The following is a 19482-nucleotide window of genomic DNA, read 5'->3' on the forward strand; positions in this document are numbered from 1 at the left end:
CGTCAGTTCCCCTGTTCCGGACCCGCGGCGACCGCCGCGTCCGTGTCGGTGCCGGCCTCGGCGGCCAGCAGTCGTTCCAGTTCCTCCGGAGCCAGTCCGGCCAGTTCGGCCGTCAGCTCGGCGATCTCGTTGTTCTCGTCCCCGCGGACGTCGTCCTCGCGTGCGGCGTCGAGGCGCTCCCGCACGAGAGCGGCCAGCGCCCTCGGGGTCGCCTCGCCCAGGACGTCGGCCAGCGGGACCTCGACCGAGAACTGCGTGCGCACGTTGGACAGCAGCCGCACGATGAGCAGCGAGTCGCCGCCGTGCTCGAAGATGTCCGCGTCGAGCGGCATCCCGGGGTCGCCCAGCAGCTCGCGGACGAGGCCGGCGACCTGCTCGACGAGGTCGCCCTCGGCCGCGTCGCCCCCGGTCTCCGCGCCGGCGGCGGAGAAGCCCCGCGTCGGCCGGGTGACCTGGTCGTTGCGCACCCACTGGTCGAGCCGGTAGTCGATGTCCCAGGTGGAGACGGCGACATGGGAGACGTCGCGCAGGGTGAGCAGGCGGCGGATCGTCTCCAGGCCCTCGTCGGGCTGGATGGCCTTGTCGTCCATGCTGCGGCCGATCGCGGAGATCGCCCGCTTCTCGTCCTGGTGGTGCTGCCACACGTCCCAGGCGGCACTGATCCACACGGTGCGGTCCAGCCCGCGGTTGGCGCGCTCCGCCGCCGCGTCCATGAAGTGGTTGGCGGCGCCGTATCCGAGCAGGCGCAGGCCGCCGAGGACGCCGGCCAGCGAGGAGAGCATGAGGCAGAAGTCGACCGGGTGGTCGGCGAGGACCTTCTCCAGGACGATCTGCCCGTACGCCTTGGAGACGAAGTGCCAGCGGCACTGCTCGACGCTCGCCGCCGTGATGGCGCGGTCCCACTGCTCGCTGGGCAGGCCGGCGGCGTGGACGACGCCGTGGACGGTGCCGAACTGGGCCACGACCTTCTCGAAGGCGGCGCGCAGCCCGTCCTCGTCCGCGACGTCGGCGTTGACGAGGAAGGGGGTCGCCCCCTCGGCCTCCAGGCCGCGCAGCCGGGTGATCCTCAGCGAGGTCTCGTCGGTGGCGGGGTGGTTCGCGAGCCAGTCGTCCCAGGTCTCGCGGGCGGGCAGCGGCTCGCGGGTGAGGAGCGCCAGGCGGGCCCCGCACTCGCGGTGGAGCCAGCGGCCGATGGTGGTGCCGATCTCGCCGAGGCCGCCGGTGATGAGGTAGACCCCGCCGTCGCGGAGCCGGGACTCGGCGTCGGCGGTCCAGTCGGCCCGCACCCGGGCCATCTCGGCGACCCAGCGGGTCGCGCCGCGCAGGGTGACGGCGACCTCGGGGTGGCGGTGGCCGGCGAGTTCGCCGGCGAGGGTGCGCAGCGAGCGCTCGTCGGGTTCGGCGGGCAGGTCGAAGTGGCGGGAGCCGATGTTGCCGTGCTCCTGGCCGATGACCCGGGCGGCGACGGCGAGGGAGACGCGTTCGGCGGCGGGGACCGGCTCGGCGCCGCTGATCGCGTAGGCGCCGGTGCTCACGAGGTCCAGCTGGAGCGGCTGGGTGACGTCGTGGGCGGTGAGGCCCTTCACGAGGGCGATCAGGCTGTAGAGACCGGCCCGCTGGGCCTCCTCGAAGCGCTCGATGCCGTGCTCGGCCGGCAGCGGGGCGGTCGACCAGGCGTGCACGATCCGGGCGGGGAAGCCGGGCTCGCCGAGCAGGTCGGCGACGAGGCGGGCGTGGTCCTCCTCGGATTCGGGGTCCAGCGTCCACACGTCGCCGTCGCGGCCGTAGCCCTCGCCGGCGTGCACGGTGTACACCCGGCCGGCGAAGGCGTGCCGGGCCAGGCGGTCGGCGGTTCCCTCCCGGTCGGCGAAGAGGAGGACGGGCTCGGTGATCGGGTCGGCGGGGGTGTCGAGGGTGCCGACGGCCTGCCGCCAGACGGGGGCCGAGAGCCATTCGTCGAGGGGGAGCTTCGGGACGCCGGTGCCCGGGGTGCCGGTCGCGCCGGAGACGGTGCCGGCGCCGCGCTCGATCCAGTACCGGATTCCCTCGAACGGATAGGTGGGCAGCGGCACCCGGCCGCGTCCGTGGCCGGCGTGGTGGCCCGCCCAGTCGACGGGGAGTCCGGCGGCCCACAGGCGCCCCAGGGCGGCGTGCAGCGCGGTCAGGTCGGCGCCGGCGTCACGGCCGCGGGCGGCGGAGGTGACGACGGGGACTCCCGTCTCGCGGTCGGGGTGGCGGCGGGTGAAGGTGGCCAGGGTCTGGCCGGGGCCCACTTCGAGGAAGGCGTGGTCGCCGTCGGCGAGGACGGTGGCGACGTTCTGCGCGAAGCGGACGGTGTCGCGGAGGTGGCCGGCCCAGTAGGAGGGGTCGGTGGCCTCGTCGTCGCGGATCCAGGTGCCGGTCCGGTTGGAGAGGAACGGGATCTGCGGGCGGCGGAGTTCGACGGTGCGCAGGACCTCGGTGAGCGGTGCGACGGCGGGGTCCATCATCGCCGAGTGGAAGGCGTGCGAGGTGACCACCTTGCGGTGGGCGACGCCGTCGGCGGTGAGGCGGGAGGCCAGCTCGCGGATCGCGTCCTTCGGGCCCGCGACGGTGCAGACGGAGGGCTCGTTGACGGCGGCGAGCGCGACGGTGTCGTCGAGGTGGCGGACCACCTCGTCGGGGGTGAGCATCACCGCGAGCATGGAGCCGCCCGGCAGCTCGTCCATCAGCCGGCCGCGCTCGGCGACGACCCGGAGGGCGTCCTCCAGCCGGAAGACGCCGGAGAGCGTCGCGGCGACGTACTCGCCGACGCTGTGTCCGACGAGCGCCGTGGGCCTGACACCCCAGGCCATCCACTGCTGGGCCAGGGCGTACTCGACGGCGAAGAGGGCCGGCTGGGTGAGCCGGGTGCGGTTGATGTCGTGCCGCTCGCCCTGGTGCCCGCGGGCCTCGGGGTGGAGCACGTCGCGCACGTCGAGGCCCAGGTGCGGGCGGAGCAGTTCGGCGCACTCGTCGAGGACGCCGCGGAAGACGGGCAGGTGCGCGTACCAGTCCTGGCCCATGCCGACGTACTGGGCGCCCTGGCCGGGGAAGAGCATGACGACCGGCCGGTCGGCGGGCTCGCCGGAGTCCTGGTGGAGGTGGCGCGGGTCGCCGGTCCTGAGGGCTCGGACGGCCGTGGCCCGGTCCGGCGCCGTGACGACGGCCCGGTAGTTGAAGGTGCGGCGCGCGGTGGCGAGGGTGTAGGCGGTGTCGCCGAGGGCGAGGTCGCCCGACGGGCCGGTCTCCTGCGGGGCGGTGGCCTCCAGGTGGTCGGCGAGGGCCGTGCGGGCCTTCTCCAGTGCCGCGGGCGACTTGGCGGAGACCGGGAGGACCACGACGGGCGTCGCCCGGGTGCGGTCGTCGGCGGTCCGGGCCGGTGCCTCCTCCAGGACCACGTGGGCGGTGGTGCCGCCCATGCCGGTGGAGGTCACGGCGCAGCGCAGGGGGCCGTGGTCGTCGCGCCAGGGTTCGGTGGCGGTGCTCATCCGGAACCGGGTTCCCTCGACGCCGAGTTCGGGGTTCCACTCGGTGAGGTGGGGGGTGGCGACCAGGGTGCGGTGGTGGAGCATGAGGACGCACTTGATGAGCCCGACGACGCCGGCGGCGACGCTCAGGTGCCCGAGGTTCGCCTTGATCGAGCCGATCGTGAGCGGCTGCGCGCCGTCCGCCTCGTAGGCCTGCGCGGCGGCGGCCAGTTCGATGGGGTCGCCCATCCGGGTGCCGGTGCCGTGGGCCTCCAGGTAGCTGACGTCGGCCGGTTCGACCCCGGCGACGGCGAGGGCCTCGGAGAGCACGGCGGCCTGCCCGTTGACGCCGGGGGCGGTGTAGCCGACGCGGTCGGCGCCGTCGTTGCCGACGGCGGAGCCGCGGATCACGGCCCAGATGGTGTCGCCCTCGGCGACGGCGTCGGCGAGGCGCTTGAGCACGACGACGCCGGTGCCGCTGCCGAAGACGGTGCCGTCGGCGGCGGCGTCGAAGGGACGGACCGTGCCGGTGGCGGAGGCGATGCCGTCGGCCTCGTGGAGGTAGCCGGCCTCCTGCGGGAAGCGGACGGCCACGCCGCCGGCGAGCGCGAGGTCGCACTCCTCCGACAGGAGGCTCTGGGCGGCGGTGTGGACGGCGACGAGCGAGGTCGAGCAGGCCGTCTGGACGGAGATGCTGGGACCGGTGAGGTTGAGGTGGTACGAGACCCTGGTCGCGAGGTAGTTGGGGTCGTTGCCCATCAGGGTCGCGAGGTCCTCGCGCATGCGGGTGACGGACCCCTTGAAGCCCTTCTCCCCCGTGAGCACGTTGTCGAGGAGGTAGGTGCTCGCGAGCGCGCCGGCGAAGACGCCGACCCGTCCGGCGTACTGCTCCGAGTCGTGGCCGCTGTGTTCGAGGGCGGACCAGGAGGACTGGAGGAAGAGGCGCAGCTGCGGGTCCATCCGCTCGGCCTCGCGTGCGCTGAGGTAGAAGAAGGAGGCGTCGAAGAGGTCGGCGTCCTCCAGGGCGGCGGCCCGGCGCACGTAGCGGGGGTCGGCGAGGGTGGCGGCGGGGACGCCGGCGGTGCGCAGGGTGTCCTCGTCGACCTCGGCGATGTGGTCGGTGCCGTCGAGCAGGGTGCGCCAGAGCTCCGTGTGGTTGCGGGCACCGGGCACGCGGCAGTCGAGTCCGACGACGGCGATGAGGCCGTCCAGGGCCGGGTCGTCGTGGTGCTTCACTTCAGTCACGGGGCTCTCCAGGGGCGGCCGTCCGGTCCACGCCTGCGGCGGGACGGTTCGTGTGGTGGGGTGTGCGGAGTGGTGCGCGGCGTCGGCCCCGCGCGGTGAGGCGCCGGGATCCCCGGGCCTCGCCCGCGGTGGTGACCGGTGCGGCCGGGGCGTCGGTCCCGGGCGCGGCGCCGATCAGGCGGGCGAGGGAGCGGACGGTGGGTGCCCGGTAGAGGTCGGTCATCCGTACGCCGGGGGCGACGCCGCCGGTGAGGCGTTCGTGGACGGCGGCCATGCGCAGGGAGGTGCCGCCGAGGTCGAAGAAGTTGTCGTCCAGACCGGTCACGGGGATGCCGAGGACCTCCTGCCAGGCGTCCGCGACGGCGCGCTCGATCGGGTTGCCGCGCCGGAGGCCGTGGTCGGCGGGCGGGGGCGTGGCGGTGAGCGGATCCGGCAGGGCCGCGCGGTCGATCTTGTGGTTGGCGGTCAGCGGCAGCTCGTCCAGAAGCACGTACGCGGTCGGTACGGCGTGGTCGGGCAGGGTGCGGCGGAGCGCCGCCCGCAGTTCGGCCGGGACGGGCCGGCTGCCCGTCGAGGGGACCACGTGGGCGGCGAGCTGGCGTTCGCCGAGGCGGTCGGTGAAGGGCATGACGACGGCTTCGCGGATCTGGGGGAGGTCCTTCAGGGCGCTCTCCACCTCGCCCGTCTCGACCCTGATCCCGGAGATCTTCACCTGGAAGTCGCGGCGTCCGACGAGCAGCAGGGTGCCGTCGTCGAGGCGCCGGGCGAGGTCCCCCGTCCGGTAGGTGGTGCCGTCGGTGACGGCGGCGGGCGCCAGGTAGGGACTGGTGACGACGAGTTCGCCCTCGCCGGTGCCCCGGACGTCCTCGCCGTCGGGTCCGACGAGCCGGACGGTGGTGCCGGTGACGGGACGGCCGAGCGGGAACACTCCGGTGGGCGGACGGTAGTCCGGGCCTTCGACGCGCAGCAGGGCGCAGGAGCACTCGGTGGAGCCGTAGGCTCCGGCGACCTGGCAGTGCGGGGCGAACAGGCGGCGGTAGGAGTCGAGGTCGGCCAGGTGGAGGGTGTCCCCGCCGAGGGCCAGCATGCGCATGGCGGGCAGTCCGGTCCCGCGCGAGGCCATGGTGCGGGCGAGTGCCCGGAAGACGGGGAGGGTGGAGTGGTAGACGGTGATCCGCTCGTCGGCCATCCACTCCAGCAGGCCGGTGACGCCCAGGGCCTTGAGGTCGACCGGGTAGAGGGCGGCGCCGTTGAGGAGGGCGGCGAAGGTGTCCTGGACGGCCGAGTCCCAGCTGTACGCGGACTGGAGGGACAGCCGGTCCTCGGGGCCGATGCGCAGGCCGTCGGTCCAGGCGCGGGTGTGGTGCAGGACGTTGCGGTGCAGTTGGGCGACGGGCTTGGGCGTGCCGGTGGAGCCGGAGGTGTAGAGGACGTACGCCTCCGCGCGGGGCTCCGCGTGGACGGCGGTCAGCGGCTCCGGGTGCTCCACGAGCGCCGCGTACGGGAGGACGGGGCGCTCCCCGGCGAGCCGGGCGGCGGTGGCGAGTCCGTCGGCGCCCGCCACGACCGCGCGGACGCCGGCGTCCTCGGCCATGAAGGCGAGCCGCTGCTCGGGGTAGGCGGCGTCGAGGGGGACGTACGACAGTCCGGCCTGGAGGACGCCGAGCAGCGCGGCGATCATCTCCGCGCCGTGGGAGAAGAGCAGGCCCACGCGGTCGCCCGGGCGCAGCCCGGCGTCGGCGAGCGCGGCGGCGACGCGGCCGGCGCGGTCCCGGGTGTCGCGGTAGGTCCAGCGGTCCCGGGGTGTGACCACGGCGGGGCGCTCGGGGTGGGCGGCGGCGATCTCCAGGAACCGGTGGACGAGGGTGCCCGCCCGTTCGGCCTCGGGGAAGGGGCGGTGGCCGGTGTCCTGGGGGCCGGTCATGAGGTCTCCTTCCGTGCGGCGGGGTGGACGGGGGGATGGTGGAAGAGGGCGGCCGGGTGGGGCGGCCGCCGCCTGAGCTCCGTGTACGCCTCGGCGGCCTCGTCGAGGGTGAAGCGGGGCAGGTTCATCGCGGCGGGCGTGATGGCCCCGGAGGCGACGAGGTCGAGGGCGCGCTGGAGGTTCTCGGTGACCGTGTGCTCGCCGGCGGCGGGGGTGGCCTCGGTGAGGCCGCGGGCGTAGGACGGATCGCGGTATCCGGCGCCGCAGCGGGCGGCGTAGCGGATGTCGAGGTTGCCGAGTTCCACGCTGAAGTCGATCCGGGCGGAGAACCGGCCGACGCCGACCAGCCGGGGCCGGCCGGGGGCGGCCGCGGCCCAGCGGGCGGCCTCGGTCACCGCGGAGGTCATGTCGCCGGTGCCGCAGAGCATGACGCAGCGTCCGCCGGCCGGGGGCGCGGAGGCCGGCAGGGCGGGTCCGCCGGCGACGGCGAGGCCGAGGGCCTCGGCGGTGGCGAGCCGGTCCTGCCGGAGGTCGCGCACGAGGACCCGGCAGCCGCGGGCGGCGGCGGTCTGGGCGACGAGGAGGCCGACCATGCCGGCGCCCACGACGGCGACCTCGTCCTCCGGCGCGAGGTCCGCGCGGTCCACCGCGTGCACGGCGGTGGCGGCGAGGTTGGCGACGACGGCGTCGGCGAGGTCCACCCCGGCGGGCACCGGTCGGCACAGCAGGTGGGGGACGGTGACGACGTCGGCGTGCACGGCCTCGCCCCAGCCCATGGCGATGACGTGGTCGCCCGGGGCGAAGCCGGGGGTGCCGGGGCCGGTGGACTCGACGGTGCCGGCGGCGCAGTAGCCGAGGGGGAAGTGCTCGCCGGTGCGGGCGGAGCGGTCCAGGTAGTGGAGTTCGGTACCGGGGCTGATCATGGTCCACCGGGTGCGGAGCCTGAGCTCTCCGGGGCCGGGCGCGGGCCTCACCGCCTCGCGCACGACGGGGAGCGCCGCGCCGGCGGCGACGAGCTCCCGCGTGGCGAGGGCGGCCGGCGGCGGGGTCACGCCTTCTCCCCTTCGGCCGGCGCGGCGATCAGTTGTTCGTCGGGGATGATGTCCAGCTCCTCGCGGTAGTGCGGCATGGGTCCGAGCGGGACGGGCTTGCCCGACTCCTCGTAGGAGGCCCTGCGGTTGCGTTTGCGTTCGAGGCCGAGGTTGAGGCCGGCCAGGTCGACCGGACGGTGGGTCAGCAGGCCGCGGGCGAACCCCTCGGCCATCGCCTTCCGCCCGGTCTCGGTGCGGATGAAGACCCGCCCGTGTTTGTCCTGGTCGCCGCCCTGCACGCTGGCGGCGAAGATGTTCGGGTCGCCGTCGCTGACGCTCACGTCGGCGAGGCCCGACATCCAGTCGCCGCAGGACAGGCAGCGGTGGGTCTTGTTGCCCGCGAAGTCCCTGACGGCCTGCCAGAAGGCGACGCGGTGGTCCTTGCCGTCGTCCGTGCGGATGCCGATGTCGCCCGGGTAGTCGCCTTCGCGGTAGCGCAGCCGCACCACCGATTCCAGGGGGACCTCGGCGCGCTGGGTGATGACGGCGGCGGTGCCCTCGGGGCGGGTGCTGGAGGAGCAGGCGGGTTCGACGAGCAGGACCACGTGGTCGCGGGCCCAGCGGCCGGCCTCCGTGTCCATGGCCTGGAGCTTGCGCATGGCCTGGATGTGGCAGGCCACCCCGGACATCGCCACCTTGGCGTCGGGTTCGTGGAGCATGACCTGGCGCAGCGCGCCGAGGTAGGGGGCGAGCTGGTACGTGGACTGGGACGTCGCGGCGAGCGCGGCCGGGTCGCGGACGAGGGCGGGGGCCGCCCGCCAGGGTTCGTCCGCGTCCCTGCCCATCGAGAGGACGACGGTCACGCCGAAGGCGGCCATGGCCGTCTGGAGGAGGGCGGTGAGGCTTCCGCCGCTGGCGGACGCCTCGAAGACGACCGGGTCGAGGGAGTGGCCCGCGACGACCTCGTCGAAGACGCCGGTCCACCGCTCGGCGGGGGTGCGGGTGCGGCCGAAGAGCCGCTCCTCGGTCGCGGGGGTGCCGGGGTCGGCGCCGGGACAGACGGTGAGGCAGTCGTTGCACTCGCCGCAGTCCGACGCGGTCCAGGAGTCGGCGGTGAGGACGGGGGTGAGCCCGTCGAAGCCGATCACCCCGGCTGGGCAGGCCAGTTGGCACGCGCCGCACACGGTGCACAGGTCGGGTCGGAGCACGTCCTGCTCAAGCTGCTGGAAGGTCATGCCGGTCAGGCCTCCGTGGCGGTATCGGCGGCGGACACCGCGGTGGTGAGTCCCTCGATCAGCAGGCGGGTGTCCGGTTCGTCGAGGAGCGCCGGCGGGACGATCTTCACGGTGGCTCCCTCGGGGCCGCCGCCGAACAGGAGCAGCCGTCCGAGCAGGGCCTGTCCCGTCACGGCGCGGGCGCGGGCCGGGTCGGGGGCACCGTCGCGTACGCAGTCGAAGGCGGCCAGGGCGCCCGCGGTGCGTACCGATGCCATCCAGGGGTGGCGCGCGGCCAGTGCGGTCAGGTCGTGTTCCAGGCGGGCGCCGAGCTCCCGGGCGCGGGCGGCGAGGTCCACGCCGGTGACGACGTCGAGCACCGCGGCGGCCGCGGCGCACGAGACGGGGTGGCCGGAGAAGGTCGAGGTCTGGACGCCGGCGGGCAGCGCGTCGACGATGTGCCGCTCGCCCACGACGGCTCCCACCGGGAAGCCGTTGCCGAGGGTCTTGCCGAGCAGGGTGAGGTCGGGGCGCTCGGTCATGAGCTCGGCGGTGAACAGGCGGCCCGCCCGGCCGAGTCCGGTGTAGATCTCGTCGAGGATCAGCAGCGCGCCGCGGGCGTGGGCCTGGCGGGCGATCTCGTCGAGGAGGGCCGGGGCGACGGGGAGGACGCCCTCGGTGACCTGGACGGGTTCGAGGACGACGGCGGCCGTGCCGCCGAGCCGGTCCGCCCGGTCGAGCGCCCGCGAGAGCCCGGCGGCGAACCGCTCGGCGTCGTCCTCGCGCGGTGCGCGCGGGTCGGGCAGCTCGGCCGTGACGACGGAGGTGTCGGAGAGGTCGCTGTACGACTTGAACTCCGGCCTCCAGGTCAGCGCGAGCGCGCCGGCGGTCTTGCCGTGGTAGCCGTGGCGGAAGGTGACGACGGCCCGGTGTCCGGTGGCGGCGCGGGCGATCTTGAGCGCCGACTCGACGGCCTCGCCGCCCGTGGCGGTGGGGAGCACCGCCGCGTCCCGGTAGGGGCTCAGCTCCGCGATCCGGGACACCATGCGGGTGCGGGCGTCGGAGGAGAGCTTGCATCCGGTGTGGGTCAGCCGTGCCAGCTGGTCGGCGGCGGCGGCCGTGACCGCGGGGTGCTGGTGTCCGAGCGTCGCCGCGCCGCTGCCGGAGGTGGCGTCGAACCACGCCGTCCCTCCGGCGGTGTACAGCCAGGGGCCCGATCCGGTGGCGAACTCCGGTCCGAGCACGGTGCCGGTGGAGCGTGCCTCGGCCGCCGGGGCGGTCTTCACTTGGGTCATCGCTCTGTGTCCTCGTGGATCCTGGCGCCGACGGCACGCTGCACGTCGGCGAAGTCGGGGAAGGAGGTGCGGTGGCAGGCGCCGCCCAGGACCGTGGTCCGGCCCGGCAGGCTCGTCGCGAGCGTGGCGGCGGCCATGGCCAGCCGGTGGTCCTCGTAGGCGGGGACCCGGCCGGCGGAGAGGGGCGCTCCGCCCCTGATGAGCAGGCCGTCGTCGACGACGTCGATCCGGGCGCCGAAGGCGGCGCCCAGCCGGGCGGTGGTGGCCAGCCGGTCGGTCTCCTTGAAGCGGAGCTCCGCGGCGCAGCCGATCCGGGAGGTGCCCGGGAGGGCGGCCGCGACCAGTGCGAGCAGCGGGACCTCGTCGATCAGGGCGTGCAGGAGGGCGGGTTCGTCGACGTGGAGGGCGTCGACGCCGTCGAGGCCGCCGCGGGCGACGAGCGTGCCGACGGGTTCGCCGCCCGAGGTGAGGCGGCGGTCCGTGGAGGAGATGTCGGCGCCGGCGGTGCGCAGGACGTCGAAGAAGCCCAGCCGGGTGGGGTTGAGGCCGACGTCCGGCAGCCGCAGTTCGCTGCCGTCGCCCCGGAGCAGGTGGGTGGCGAGGGGGTAGGCGGCGAGCGAGGGGTCGCCGGGGACGTCGATGACCGGGGGCACGGTGTAGCCGCTTCCGTCGCAGACGACGGCCCGCTCCTGCTCGGTGAGGCCCGCGCCGAAGGCGGCGAGCATGCGCTCGGTGTGGTCGCGGGAGCGGACCGGGTGCCGGACCGTCACCGGAAGGCGGGCCGCCACGGCGGCGAGCACCACCGCGGAGCGGGCCTGCGCGCTGCCGACCGTGAGGTCGACCGTGCCGGGCCGGTGGACGGGGTGTTCGACCAGGACGGGCAGCCGGCCGGGGTCGCCCAGGTAGCGGATGTCCGCCCCGAGCTCGACGAGGGGTTCGACGAGCCACTCCATCGGCCGGTGCCTCAGCACCTCGTCGCCGTCGACGACGGCCCGGGTGCCGGTGCCCGCGAGGAGGCCGACGAGCAGCCGGGCGGCCGCGCTCGACCCTTCCGTCTGGAGGTAGGGCACGTCCTCGGGCCATGCGGTGACGCCGCGGTGCGGGCGCCTGGGCTGGGGGACGGGAGCCGCCCCCCGCCGGACCGTCAGGACGCCGCCGCCGGTGGCCGTGCCGTCGGCCTCGACGGCCAGGCCGAGGGCGCGCATGGCGGGGAGGAGCGCGCGTACGGCACCGCCGAGGTTCGCGTTGCGGATCGTGACGGTGGCGGGGGCTCCGGGCAGCATCGCCGCGAGCAGCGCGCGGTGGGTCACCGACTTGTCGCCGGGGACCCGCGCCGTGAGCGGTGCGCCGCCCTGTACGACCCGGCCGCCGTCCACTTCGAGATTCGCCGATGTCGTGGCCGGCATGGCGAACTCCTGGACCTCTGGCACGAGCGACTCCTTGGCAGCCGGATGGGTTGACGGTGGTGGCGGCGATCAAGCTGCCATGCCGGAAGCGGTCTTCCACAGGGCAATCGGATGGCCGTCTGGTGCCGTGTCCCGTTACGGACAGTCCGATCGGCGTCTCACGATGTGACATGAGGCTGTCTTCCTGGTGGACACCTCGGGGCCGCGTCCCACGATGTGACCCGTGACCCGTCCGGGTTCCGGACCCACCGCCGCCGGGGTGGCCGGGCGGGCCGGGGCGGGGTCGAGGAGGCCGACGGGGGCGCGCCGTGACGGTCGGCGGCCGTCGCCCGATGGGCTGCGGAGGGGGTGGGCGCACGGCGGCCTGTCCGGGTGTGGCTGCGGGCCGGGCCGGCTGACAGGGGGCGGGCGCACGGGCGGCCTGTCCGGGTACGGCTGCGGCCCGGGTCGGCTGACAGGGGGCGACCGGGCGGGAAGCGGTCGGACAGGGCGACCAGGCGGGAGGCGGCCGGACCGGGGCGGCCGGGCCACAGTCTGTCCGGGTGCGGCTATGGCCCGGGCCGGACAGCCTTCCGCCCTGGACACCCTCCGGGGGGCGCACTGGAATGGCCTCTCCCGCCGCACGACACCTTGGGGGCCTCATGACCACCGACTCCGCACCGCCACCGGTCCGCCTGCCGGCCGTCGCTCCGGCGCTCACCGACGGGGTCGTCCACCTGCGGCCCGTACGGGCCTCCGACGCGCCCGCCGTGGCGCGCGCGGGCGACGACCCGGAGGTGGCCCGCTGGACGCCGTTCCCCTCTCCCTTCACGGAGCGGGACGCCGAGGCGTGGATCGGCTCCCGGTCGGCCCGGGAGACGGTGGACTGGGTGGTGACGGACCGCGAGGACGGCGCCGAGGTGCTGGGCTGGATCGGTCTGCACGACCTGGACACCGGGCAGCGGCGGGCCGAGCTGGGCATCTGGCTCGCCGCCGGGGCGCGCGGCGCGGGGACCGGCCGCCGGGCCATCGCCCTGATGACCTCGTGGGGGTTCCACGAGCTCGGCCTGCTGCGCATCGCGGCACTCTGCCTGAGCGGGAACGCGACCGGCCGCCACGCGATGGCGGCGGCCGGCTTCGAGCCCGAGGGGGTGCTCCGCGCCTACGAGGACGTCAAGGGCGTCCGGTACGACACCGCCGTCCTCGGGATGGTCCACCCGGACCTGCGGGGCTGAACTCCCGACCCGAGGGCCGGTGGTCCCACCGGAGCGGTTGCGGACGGGCCCGGGTACGGACGGCCCGGTCCGGACGGCCCGGGTACGGACGGCCCGGGCACGGACGGCCGAGTGCGACCGGCCCGGTGCCGGCGGTCCCGGTCCGGACGGTCAGGTGGCGACGGCCGGGTGCGGACGGTCAGGTGGCGACGGCCGGGTGCGGACCGCGCCGGTTCAGAGGGTGCGGACGAACGCGACGCGGTCGAGGCCGGGGCCGTCGTAGTCGGGCTGGAGGGGCCGCCCGTCGAGTTCCTTCGGGCCCGGTTCCGCGATGAATCCCATGCGCGTGTGGAACCGGTAGGACCCGGAATTCGCCGCCGACGTCACCGCCCGCACCACGCTGCTGCCCCGGTCGCGGCTCAGCTCGAAGAATTTCCCGTAGAGGTGGCGGCCCAGTCCGCGGCCCTGCCACTCGGGGGCGACCCCCACGAAATGGATGTAGCTCTCGTCGGCGTTCGACTGGGAGTGGAATCCGATGAGGAATCCCACCATCTCCCCGTTCTCCTCGGCCACGAAACTGCTCGACGTGAAGTGCTGAAAGTAGAGCCGGGGCAGCAGGAGAGCGCGCTGCACACTCCCCGTACTCCCCTCGAACTCGCCCCACCAGCGGTCGAGAACGCGGAGGACCCGCGGGTGGTCGTCGGCGACCGGAGGCCTCAACTTGATTCCGCTCAGCGTCATTTGGGACATGCCCGGGAAGCTACCACAGGGCCGGCCGGGCCCCTCCGACCCCCATTCCGGTTGCGGACATGTCCACTGGCGGACAAGGAACGGCGCTGTACAGCTCCGGCCCTTCACGGAAATATCGGGGCGGCCGGGAAAGCGGGAAACCCGCCGCCCCCCGACCGGTTCACGGGGTTCCCCGCCCGAGTTCCGGGGATCCGCGAACGAGTTCCGGGGATCCGCACCCGAGTTCCGCGAACCTCTCCCTTCTCCCCTTCTCCCCTTCTCCCCTTCTCCGCTTCTCTCCTCCTCCGCTCTTTCTCGTATTCCCTCGCCCTCGACGGTCTCTGGAGATTCACTATGCTGGGCTCACCGCTGTCCGCGGCAGCCGAGGTCCACGACAGACTGTGCGCCGCAGGAGTCGTCCTCAGCCTGGAGGACGGGGCGCTGCGCTACTCGGCTCCGCCCGGCGCGCTCACGGCGGACCTCCGCGCCGCCGTGCGGGACTGCCGCGAGGACCTCGTGGAGCTGCTGCGTACCCGGGAGGACGGGCCGGAGGACGGCTGGCGGTTCGCCGCCGATCCGGAGGCGGCCGGCGCCCCCTTCCCGCTGACCGGACTCCAGCAGGCCTACCTCGTCGGGGAGCAGGACTTCTACGACCACCCGGCCCCCGCCGTCTTCGTCCACGAGTACGACTTCCCCGCCGGGTCGGCGCCCGACGCCGACTCCCTCGACGCGGCGCTGAACCTGCTGTCGCGGGCCCACGGCTCCCTGCGGCTCGCGGTGTACCCGGACGGGACCCAGCGCGTCCTGCCCGCCCCGGACGGACCCGTCGTCGCCGTGGTCAACCGCAGGGACCTGTCCGACCTGGCCGATGGGGCCGCGGAGAAGGAGCTGCTCGCCCTCCGCTCCCGGCTCGCCGCGGACCTGCCCGACCACCGGGCGGGCCGTCCGTTCCTGATCCGCCACGTGACGCTGCCCGACGGCACGGCCAGGCTCCAGATCGCGCTGCGGCTGATCGCCTTCGACGGCGTCACGACGCAGCTCTTCTTCACCGAGCTCGCCCGGTGCTGCGCCGACCCGGGCTACGCTCCGCGGGCCGTGCCCCTCTCGTTCCGGGACTACGTCACGGGCCTGGAGGAGCGACGCGGCACGCAGGCCCATCGCGCGGCCCGCCGCTACTGGGAGCGCCGCTCCCGTGAGCTGCCGCCGGCCCCGGCGCTGCCCACCCGCCCGCACAGCACCGGACGGGCCGCGGGCACCGAGCCCGGGGGCGCCCCGCTCGCGCGGCTCCGCACCCGGCTCGACGCGGCGGCCTGGTCCCGCTTCCGCGACCACGCGAGCGCAGCCGGACTGCCCGCAGGCACCGCCCTCTTCTCGCTCTTCACCGAAGCGCTCCACCGCTGGTCGGACGGGGCCGCCGGCACGCTCACCGTGCTCGCCTCGCACCGGCCCGGCACCGATCCCGGTCTCCAGCGGGTCTGGGGCAACGCCAGCACCACCGTGCTGGTCGGCTACGGCGCGGCGGAGCCCGGAACCTCCTTCGTGGAGCGATGTCGCGGTTCCCGGGGCGGTCTCTACGCCGATCTGGCCGCGCTCGAGATCTCCGGCGTCGAGGTGGGGCGCGCCCTCGCCGGCGGCGCCGGGGGCGGAAGCCCGTTCCCGGTGGTGTTCACCAGCGGTCTGGATCTCGTCGACGGCGCCCCCGGCGGCTTCCTGCTCCCGCTGCCCGGGGCCCGCCTCGCGCACAGTTCCATCAGCACGCCGCAGGTGCTGCTCGACCACCAGGTGTACGAGGAGGCCGGTGAGCTGGTCTGCAACTTCGACTACGCCGAACACGCCTACCCGCCCGGCGTGATCGAGGAACTGACGGCCTATCACCGCGCCCGTCTCCAGGCGCTCGCCGACGGGTCGGCGGCCTGGCACGCCACGGGGCGGGCACCACTCCCCACCGGGCACCTGGAGGCGCGGCGGCGGGCCAACGCGACCTCCCAGGACCTGCCAGGGGGAACGCTGCACTCCTTCGTCCTGGAGCACTGCCGCACGGCCCCGGACAGCCCCGCCGTGCAGGACGCGGAGGGGACGGTCGACCGTGCCGGGCTCGACCTGGCGTCGGAGCGGCTCGCCCGCCGGCTGACCGCCGTCCGCGCCGCCGCCCGGACCGGTGAGCCCCCGCTCGTGGGCGTCCGCGTCCCGCGCGGGCGGGCCCAGTCCATCGCCGTGCTCGCCGTGCTGCGGGCGGGGGGCGCGTACGTCCCCCTCGATCCTTCCTGGCCCGCGGCGCGCGTCCGCACCGTGCTGCGGCACAGCGGAGCGCGGGCCCTGGTCACCGACCCCTGGCCGGACGCGGCGGAGGCCGTGCCCCCGGGTGTCGAGGTGGTCTCCTGGGCCGAGCCGGACACCCCCGCCGCCGGCCCGCAGGCCGGGACCGACCACACCGGCGGCCCCCTCGACCGCACCGCCTACGTCATCTACACCTCGGGCTCGACCGGCACGCCGAAGGGCGTGGTCATCCCGCACGCCGCCGCCGTCAACACGATCCGCGACCTCACCGAGCGCTTCGCCCTGACCGCGCGCGACAAGGTGCTGGCCGTCTCCTCGCTCGCGTTCGACCTCTCCGTCTTCGACCAGTTCGCGCTGCTCGGCTGCGGCGGCACCGTCGTGTGTCCGCCGGACAGCGCCGTCCCCGACCCGGAGGCATGGGCCGCGAGCGTCCACCGGCACGGGGTGACCGTCTGGAACTCCGTACCCGCCCTGCTCTCGCTCACCCTGGAGTACCTCGGGGAGCGGGCGCCCGAACTGCTCGCGTCCCTGCGCCTGGTGATGCTCAGCGGCGACTGGGTGCCCCTCCCCCTCGTCGAGCGGCTGGCCGAGGTCTGCCCGGACGCCGAGGTGATCGCGATGGGCGGCGCCACCGAGGCGTCCATCTGGTCGAACTGGTTCCGGACCTCACGGCAGCCCGAGGACTGGCAGAGCGTCCCCTACGGGACCCCGCTCGCCAACCAGACCATGCACGTCCTCGACCGCGCGCTCGACGACGCGCCTGCTTGGGTCCCCGGAGACCTCCACATCGGCGGAGCGGGCGTGGCGGCGGGCTATCTCGGCGACCCCGAGCGCACCGCCGCGTCGTTCTTCCCCCACCCCGTCACGGGTGAGCCCCTCTATCGGACGGGCGATCGGGCCCGCTACCGTGCCGGGGGCGTCCTGGAGTTCCTCGGGCGCGCCGACCATCAGGTCAAGATCAACGGATACCGGGTCGAACTCGGCGAGATCGAGACCCAGTTGGCGCGGATCGCGGCGGTGGAGTCCACGGTCGCCCTGGTCGACACCTCGCGCGGCGAGCCGTCCCTCGCCGCCTTCGTGGTCCGGCCGGCCGAGGGCGGGGCCCCGGCCGTCCCCGCCGACCGGGCGGAGCTCCTGGAACGGCTCGGCGAGGTCCTCCCCCCGTACATGGTGCCCGCCGTCGTGCTGGAGATCCCCGAACTGCCGCTCAGCGGCAACGGCAAGGTGGACCGCAAGGCCCTCCTCGCCCTCCTCTCCCACCTCGGGGAGAAGGGCCTCACCGACGCGCCGCTCTCCGGCCCGGGCTCGTCCGCGCCCCCCGAGGCGCCGGCCACGCCGCTGGAGGAACGGCTCCTCGCCCTCTGGCAGGAGCTGCTCGGCCCGGCCGCCCGAGGCGTGGAGGACGACTTCTTCACCCGCGGCGGCAACTCCCTGACGGCCGTGCGGCTGTTCCGCGCCGTCGAGACCGCCTTCGGCCACCGGCTGCCGCTCAGCTCCCTCTTCCGCCACCGGACGGTACGGGCCCAGGCGGCGCTGCTGGCCGACACGGCCCCCCGGGCCGGGGGGAACGGTCTGCTCACGGTGCTCGGCGGCAGCGGCGACGCCCGGGTGGTGTTCGTCCACCCGGTCGGCGGCGACGTGCTGTGCTACCAGGAGATCGTGGACGCCGTGACGGGCGGCGAGGGAGGAGCCGGCCGCGCCACCCTGTACGGCGTGCGGGCCTCCGGGCTGCACCCGGACGAGCCGCTCGCGACCGGCCTCGACGCCATGGCGGAGCAGTACGCGCGCACGCTCCTGGAGGAGCTTCCGGACGGTCCCCTGCACCTCGTGGGCTGGTCGATGGGCGGGACGATCGCCCTCCACCTGGCCGGCGTTCTCGACCGGGAGGGCCGTGCCGTCTCGTCGCTGACCACGGTCGACTCGTTCACCGGACGCGGCGACGGCCCCCTCCCCGATCTCACGGCACGCCTCGGCGGTTTCTTCGGCGACCTGACGGGGCGGCCCGACCCGCTGCGGCTCGTCCCCTCGACCGAGGGCGGGTCCGAGGCGCGGCGGCTGTCGGCCGCGCATGACGCTCTGGTGGCCGCAGGGGTCCTGGAACGCCCTCTGGAGGCGGCGGAGTTGATCCGCCTCTTCACGGTGTACCGCAACAACTCCGAGCTGCTGGAGCGGCACACACCGGCCGTCTGGCCGGCCCCCGGCGCGCCCGGCACCGGCCGGACGTCCCCGCCGTGGCTGCTGATCCGCGCCGAGCGCACGCCGCGGGACGCCTTCCCCTCGCTCCGGCCCCTCGACCGGGCCCTGCCGGGCGCCGGGCGGCTCGACGTCCTGGCGGAGGACCACTTCTCCGTCGTACGAGGGGCGGGGGCGGCGCACATCGCCCGCCGCGTCGCCTCGGTGACCGGGGCCCACGGCCCGTCCGACCCGATTCTCGACCAGGACCACGCATGAGACTGCTCTCGACCGAGCGAGCACTGCTCGACCAGGTACTGCCGGGCTTCGACGCGAAGCTGGCCGACTGGGGCACCGAGGCCGCCGAGGACCCGCGCACCGGGGCGGTCGACGCCTTCCGGGCCGCCGGGGGCGGCAATCTGCTGATCCCCGCCGCGCTGGGCGGTGCCGGGCTGGGCTGCCGCGACGGCGTCCGCCTCCAGCGGGCCGTCGGCAGCAGGGCCCCGTCCCTGGCCGTCGCCTCGACGATGCACCACTACAAGGTGGCGTGGCTCGCCCGCTGCGGCGACCGGTCGGCCACCGGGTCCGTCCTGCGGCGGATCGCGGCGGAGCGGCTTCTGGTCGCCTCGTGCGGCGCCGAGGGGACCCTCGGCAAGAGCGTGTTCACGCCCGGGATCGAGGTCGTGGCGGCGCCGGGCGGGCTGCTGGTCTCGGGGACCAAGCAGCCCTGCTCCCTGACCCGTTCCCTGGGGCTGATGTCGCTGTCGGCCGCCGGCCCGGCCGAAGGCCCGTACCAGGGACAGCTGCTCATGCTGATGCTCCCCGTCACGGCGGGGGTCGAGCGGCGACCCTTCTGGGGCAACCGCGTGCTGCGGGCGACGGAGACCGACGCCCTCGCCCTCGACCGGGCGTTCGTCCCCGAGGAGATGATCATCCCCCTGGGCGACCCCTCGGCCTCGCCCTGGCGGTTCACCTCGAACCTGCTCTGGTTCCAGCTGCTGATCACCGCCGCCTACCTCGGCATCGCCACCGGCCACGTGGAGCGCCTCTTCACCGGGGAGCGCGGCGCACCGGGCGACCGCGTCGCGGCCCTGGCCCCGCTGGAGACGGCCTCGGCGGCCCTGGACTCGCTGGCCTCGGACCTCGACGCCTGCGGCGACCGGGGAGCGGCCCCGGTCGGCGACCCCGGCGGCGACGACGCGCTGGGCCGCGCGCTGCTGGTCCGGTACACGGCGCAGCGCGCGATCGCGGAGGCCACCGACCGGGCGCTGGAACTCGAGGGCGGCATGCCGTTCGTGTCGGGCGGTCCGGGGTCCGAACTGCTGCTGGCCAGCCGCGCGCTGACCTTCCATCCGCCGGCCGAGACGGCCGTGCGCGACCGCCTCGACCTGTGGCTCCGCGGCGGCGGCCTCACCCTCGTGTGACCGCCCGCCCGGACCCCCGCCCCTCCCCCTTCGTTCCTTCCCGCCCCCGCGAGGCGCCTCGGCAGGCGCCGCATGAGGAGACCC

At 75.2% G+C, this 19482-nt stretch carries 10 protein-coding genes; 3 read left to right on the forward strand and 7 right to left on the reverse strand.

The genetic code is table 11. The features are described from left to right. Positions 1–2: 2 nt before the first annotated feature. Genes ACF1BN_RS34785 through ACF1BN_RS34810 form a run of 6 tightly spaced genes read right to left on the reverse strand, consistent with a single transcriptional unit; the run spans position 3 to position 11627 of the window. Positions 3–4733, reverse strand: a complete 4731-nt coding sequence (locus ACF1BN_RS34785) for a beta-ketoacyl synthase N-terminal-like domain-containing protein (RefSeq protein WP_392335584.1) — start codon at positions 4731–4733, stop codon at positions 3–5. Further along, the gene (locus tag ACF1BN_RS34790; RefSeq protein ID WP_392335585.1) at positions 4726–6657 is read right to left on the reverse strand and encodes a non-ribosomal peptide synthetase; all 1932 of its coding nucleotides are present in this window, start codon (positions 6655–6657) and stop codon (positions 4726–4728) included. The genes ACF1BN_RS34785 and ACF1BN_RS34790 overlap by 8 nt, the downstream gene beginning before the upstream one ends. Next, complete coding sequence (locus ACF1BN_RS34795; RefSeq protein WP_392335586.1) at positions 6654–7709, reverse strand: zinc-binding alcohol dehydrogenase; 1056 nt, start codon at positions 7707–7709, stop codon at positions 6654–6656. The genes ACF1BN_RS34790 and ACF1BN_RS34795 overlap by 4 nt, the downstream gene beginning before the upstream one ends. Further along, positions 7706–8923, reverse strand: coding sequence for a Coenzyme F420 hydrogenase/dehydrogenase, beta subunit C-terminal domain (locus ACF1BN_RS34800; RefSeq protein ID WP_392335587.1), 1218 nt, complete (start codon positions 8921–8923; stop codon positions 7706–7708). Before ACF1BN_RS34800 ends, ACF1BN_RS34795 begins: the two co-directional genes overlap by 4 nt. Before the next feature lie 5 nt (positions 8924–8928). Beyond that, positions 8929–10197, reverse strand: a complete 1269-nt coding sequence (locus ACF1BN_RS34805) for an aminotransferase class III-fold pyridoxal phosphate-dependent enzyme (protein ID WP_392335588.1) — start codon at positions 10195–10197, stop codon at positions 8929–8931. After that, positions 10194–11627 (reverse strand): 3-phosphoshikimate 1-carboxyvinyltransferase, encoded by a 1434-nt coding sequence (locus tag ACF1BN_RS34810; protein WP_392335589.1) that lies wholly within the window; start codon positions 11625–11627, stop codon positions 10194–10196. Before ACF1BN_RS34810 ends, ACF1BN_RS34805 begins: the two co-directional genes overlap by 4 nt. 617 nt (positions 11628–12244) lie before the next feature. Here ACF1BN_RS34810 and ACF1BN_RS34815 point away from each other — a divergent pair. Beyond that, a complete protein-coding gene (locus tag ACF1BN_RS34815; protein ID WP_392335590.1) occupies positions 12245–12817 on the forward strand; it encodes a GNAT family N-acetyltransferase in 573 nt (190 codons plus the stop codon). 213 nt (positions 12818–13030) lie between these two features. Here ACF1BN_RS34815 and ACF1BN_RS34820 read toward each other — a convergent pair whose 3' ends face one another. After that, complete coding sequence (locus tag ACF1BN_RS34820) at positions 13031–13546, reverse strand: GNAT family N-acetyltransferase (protein ID WP_392335591.1); 516 nt, start codon at positions 13544–13546, stop codon at positions 13031–13033. 333 nt (positions 13547–13879) lie between these two features. Between ACF1BN_RS34820 and ACF1BN_RS34825 the strand changes: the two genes are divergently transcribed. Next, the gene (locus ACF1BN_RS34825; RefSeq protein ID WP_392335592.1) at positions 13880–18253 is read left to right on the forward strand and encodes an amino acid adenylation domain-containing protein; all 4374 of its coding nucleotides are present in this window, start codon (positions 13880–13882) and stop codon (positions 18251–18253) included. After that, on the forward strand, positions 18250–19398 hold the full coding sequence (locus ACF1BN_RS34830) for a hypothetical protein (RefSeq protein ID WP_392335593.1): 1149 nt from the start codon (positions 18250–18252) through the stop codon (positions 19396–19398). The genes ACF1BN_RS34825 and ACF1BN_RS34830 overlap by 4 nt, the downstream gene beginning before the upstream one ends. Positions 19399–19482 lie beyond the last annotated feature (84 nt).

The sequence above is a fragment of the Streptomyces sp. NPDC014861 genome (assembly GCF_043081625.1).
Lineage (GTDB): Bacteria > Actinomycetota > Actinomycetes > Streptomycetales > Streptomycetaceae > Streptomyces.

Coding starts and splice junctions, on each gene's coding strand:
- ACF1BN_RS34790 (WP_392335585.1), bottom strand. CDS start 6,657: ATGACCGGCCCCCAGGACACCGGCCACCGCCCCTTCCCCGAGGCCGAA.
- ACF1BN_RS34800 (WP_392335587.1), bottom strand. CDS start 8,923: ATGACCTTCCAGCAGCTTGAGCAGGACGTGCTCCGACCCGACCTGTGC.
- ACF1BN_RS34805 (WP_392335588.1), bottom strand. CDS start 10,197: ATGACCCAAGTGAAGACCGCCCCGGCGGCCGAGGCACGCTCCACCGGC.
- ACF1BN_RS34815 (WP_392335590.1), top strand. CDS start 12,245: ATGACCACCGACTCCGCACCGCCACCGGTCCGCCTGCCGGCCGTCGCT.
- ACF1BN_RS34820 (WP_392335591.1), bottom strand. CDS start 13,546: ATGTCCCAAATGACGCTGAGCGGAATCAAGTTGAGGCCTCCGGTCGCC.
- ACF1BN_RS34825 (WP_392335592.1), top strand. CDS start 13,880: ATGCTGGGCTCACCGCTGTCCGCGGCAGCCGAGGTCCACGACAGACTG.
- ACF1BN_RS34830 (WP_392335593.1), top strand. CDS start 18,250: ATGAGACTGCTCTCGACCGAGCGAGCACTGCTCGACCAGGTACTGCCG.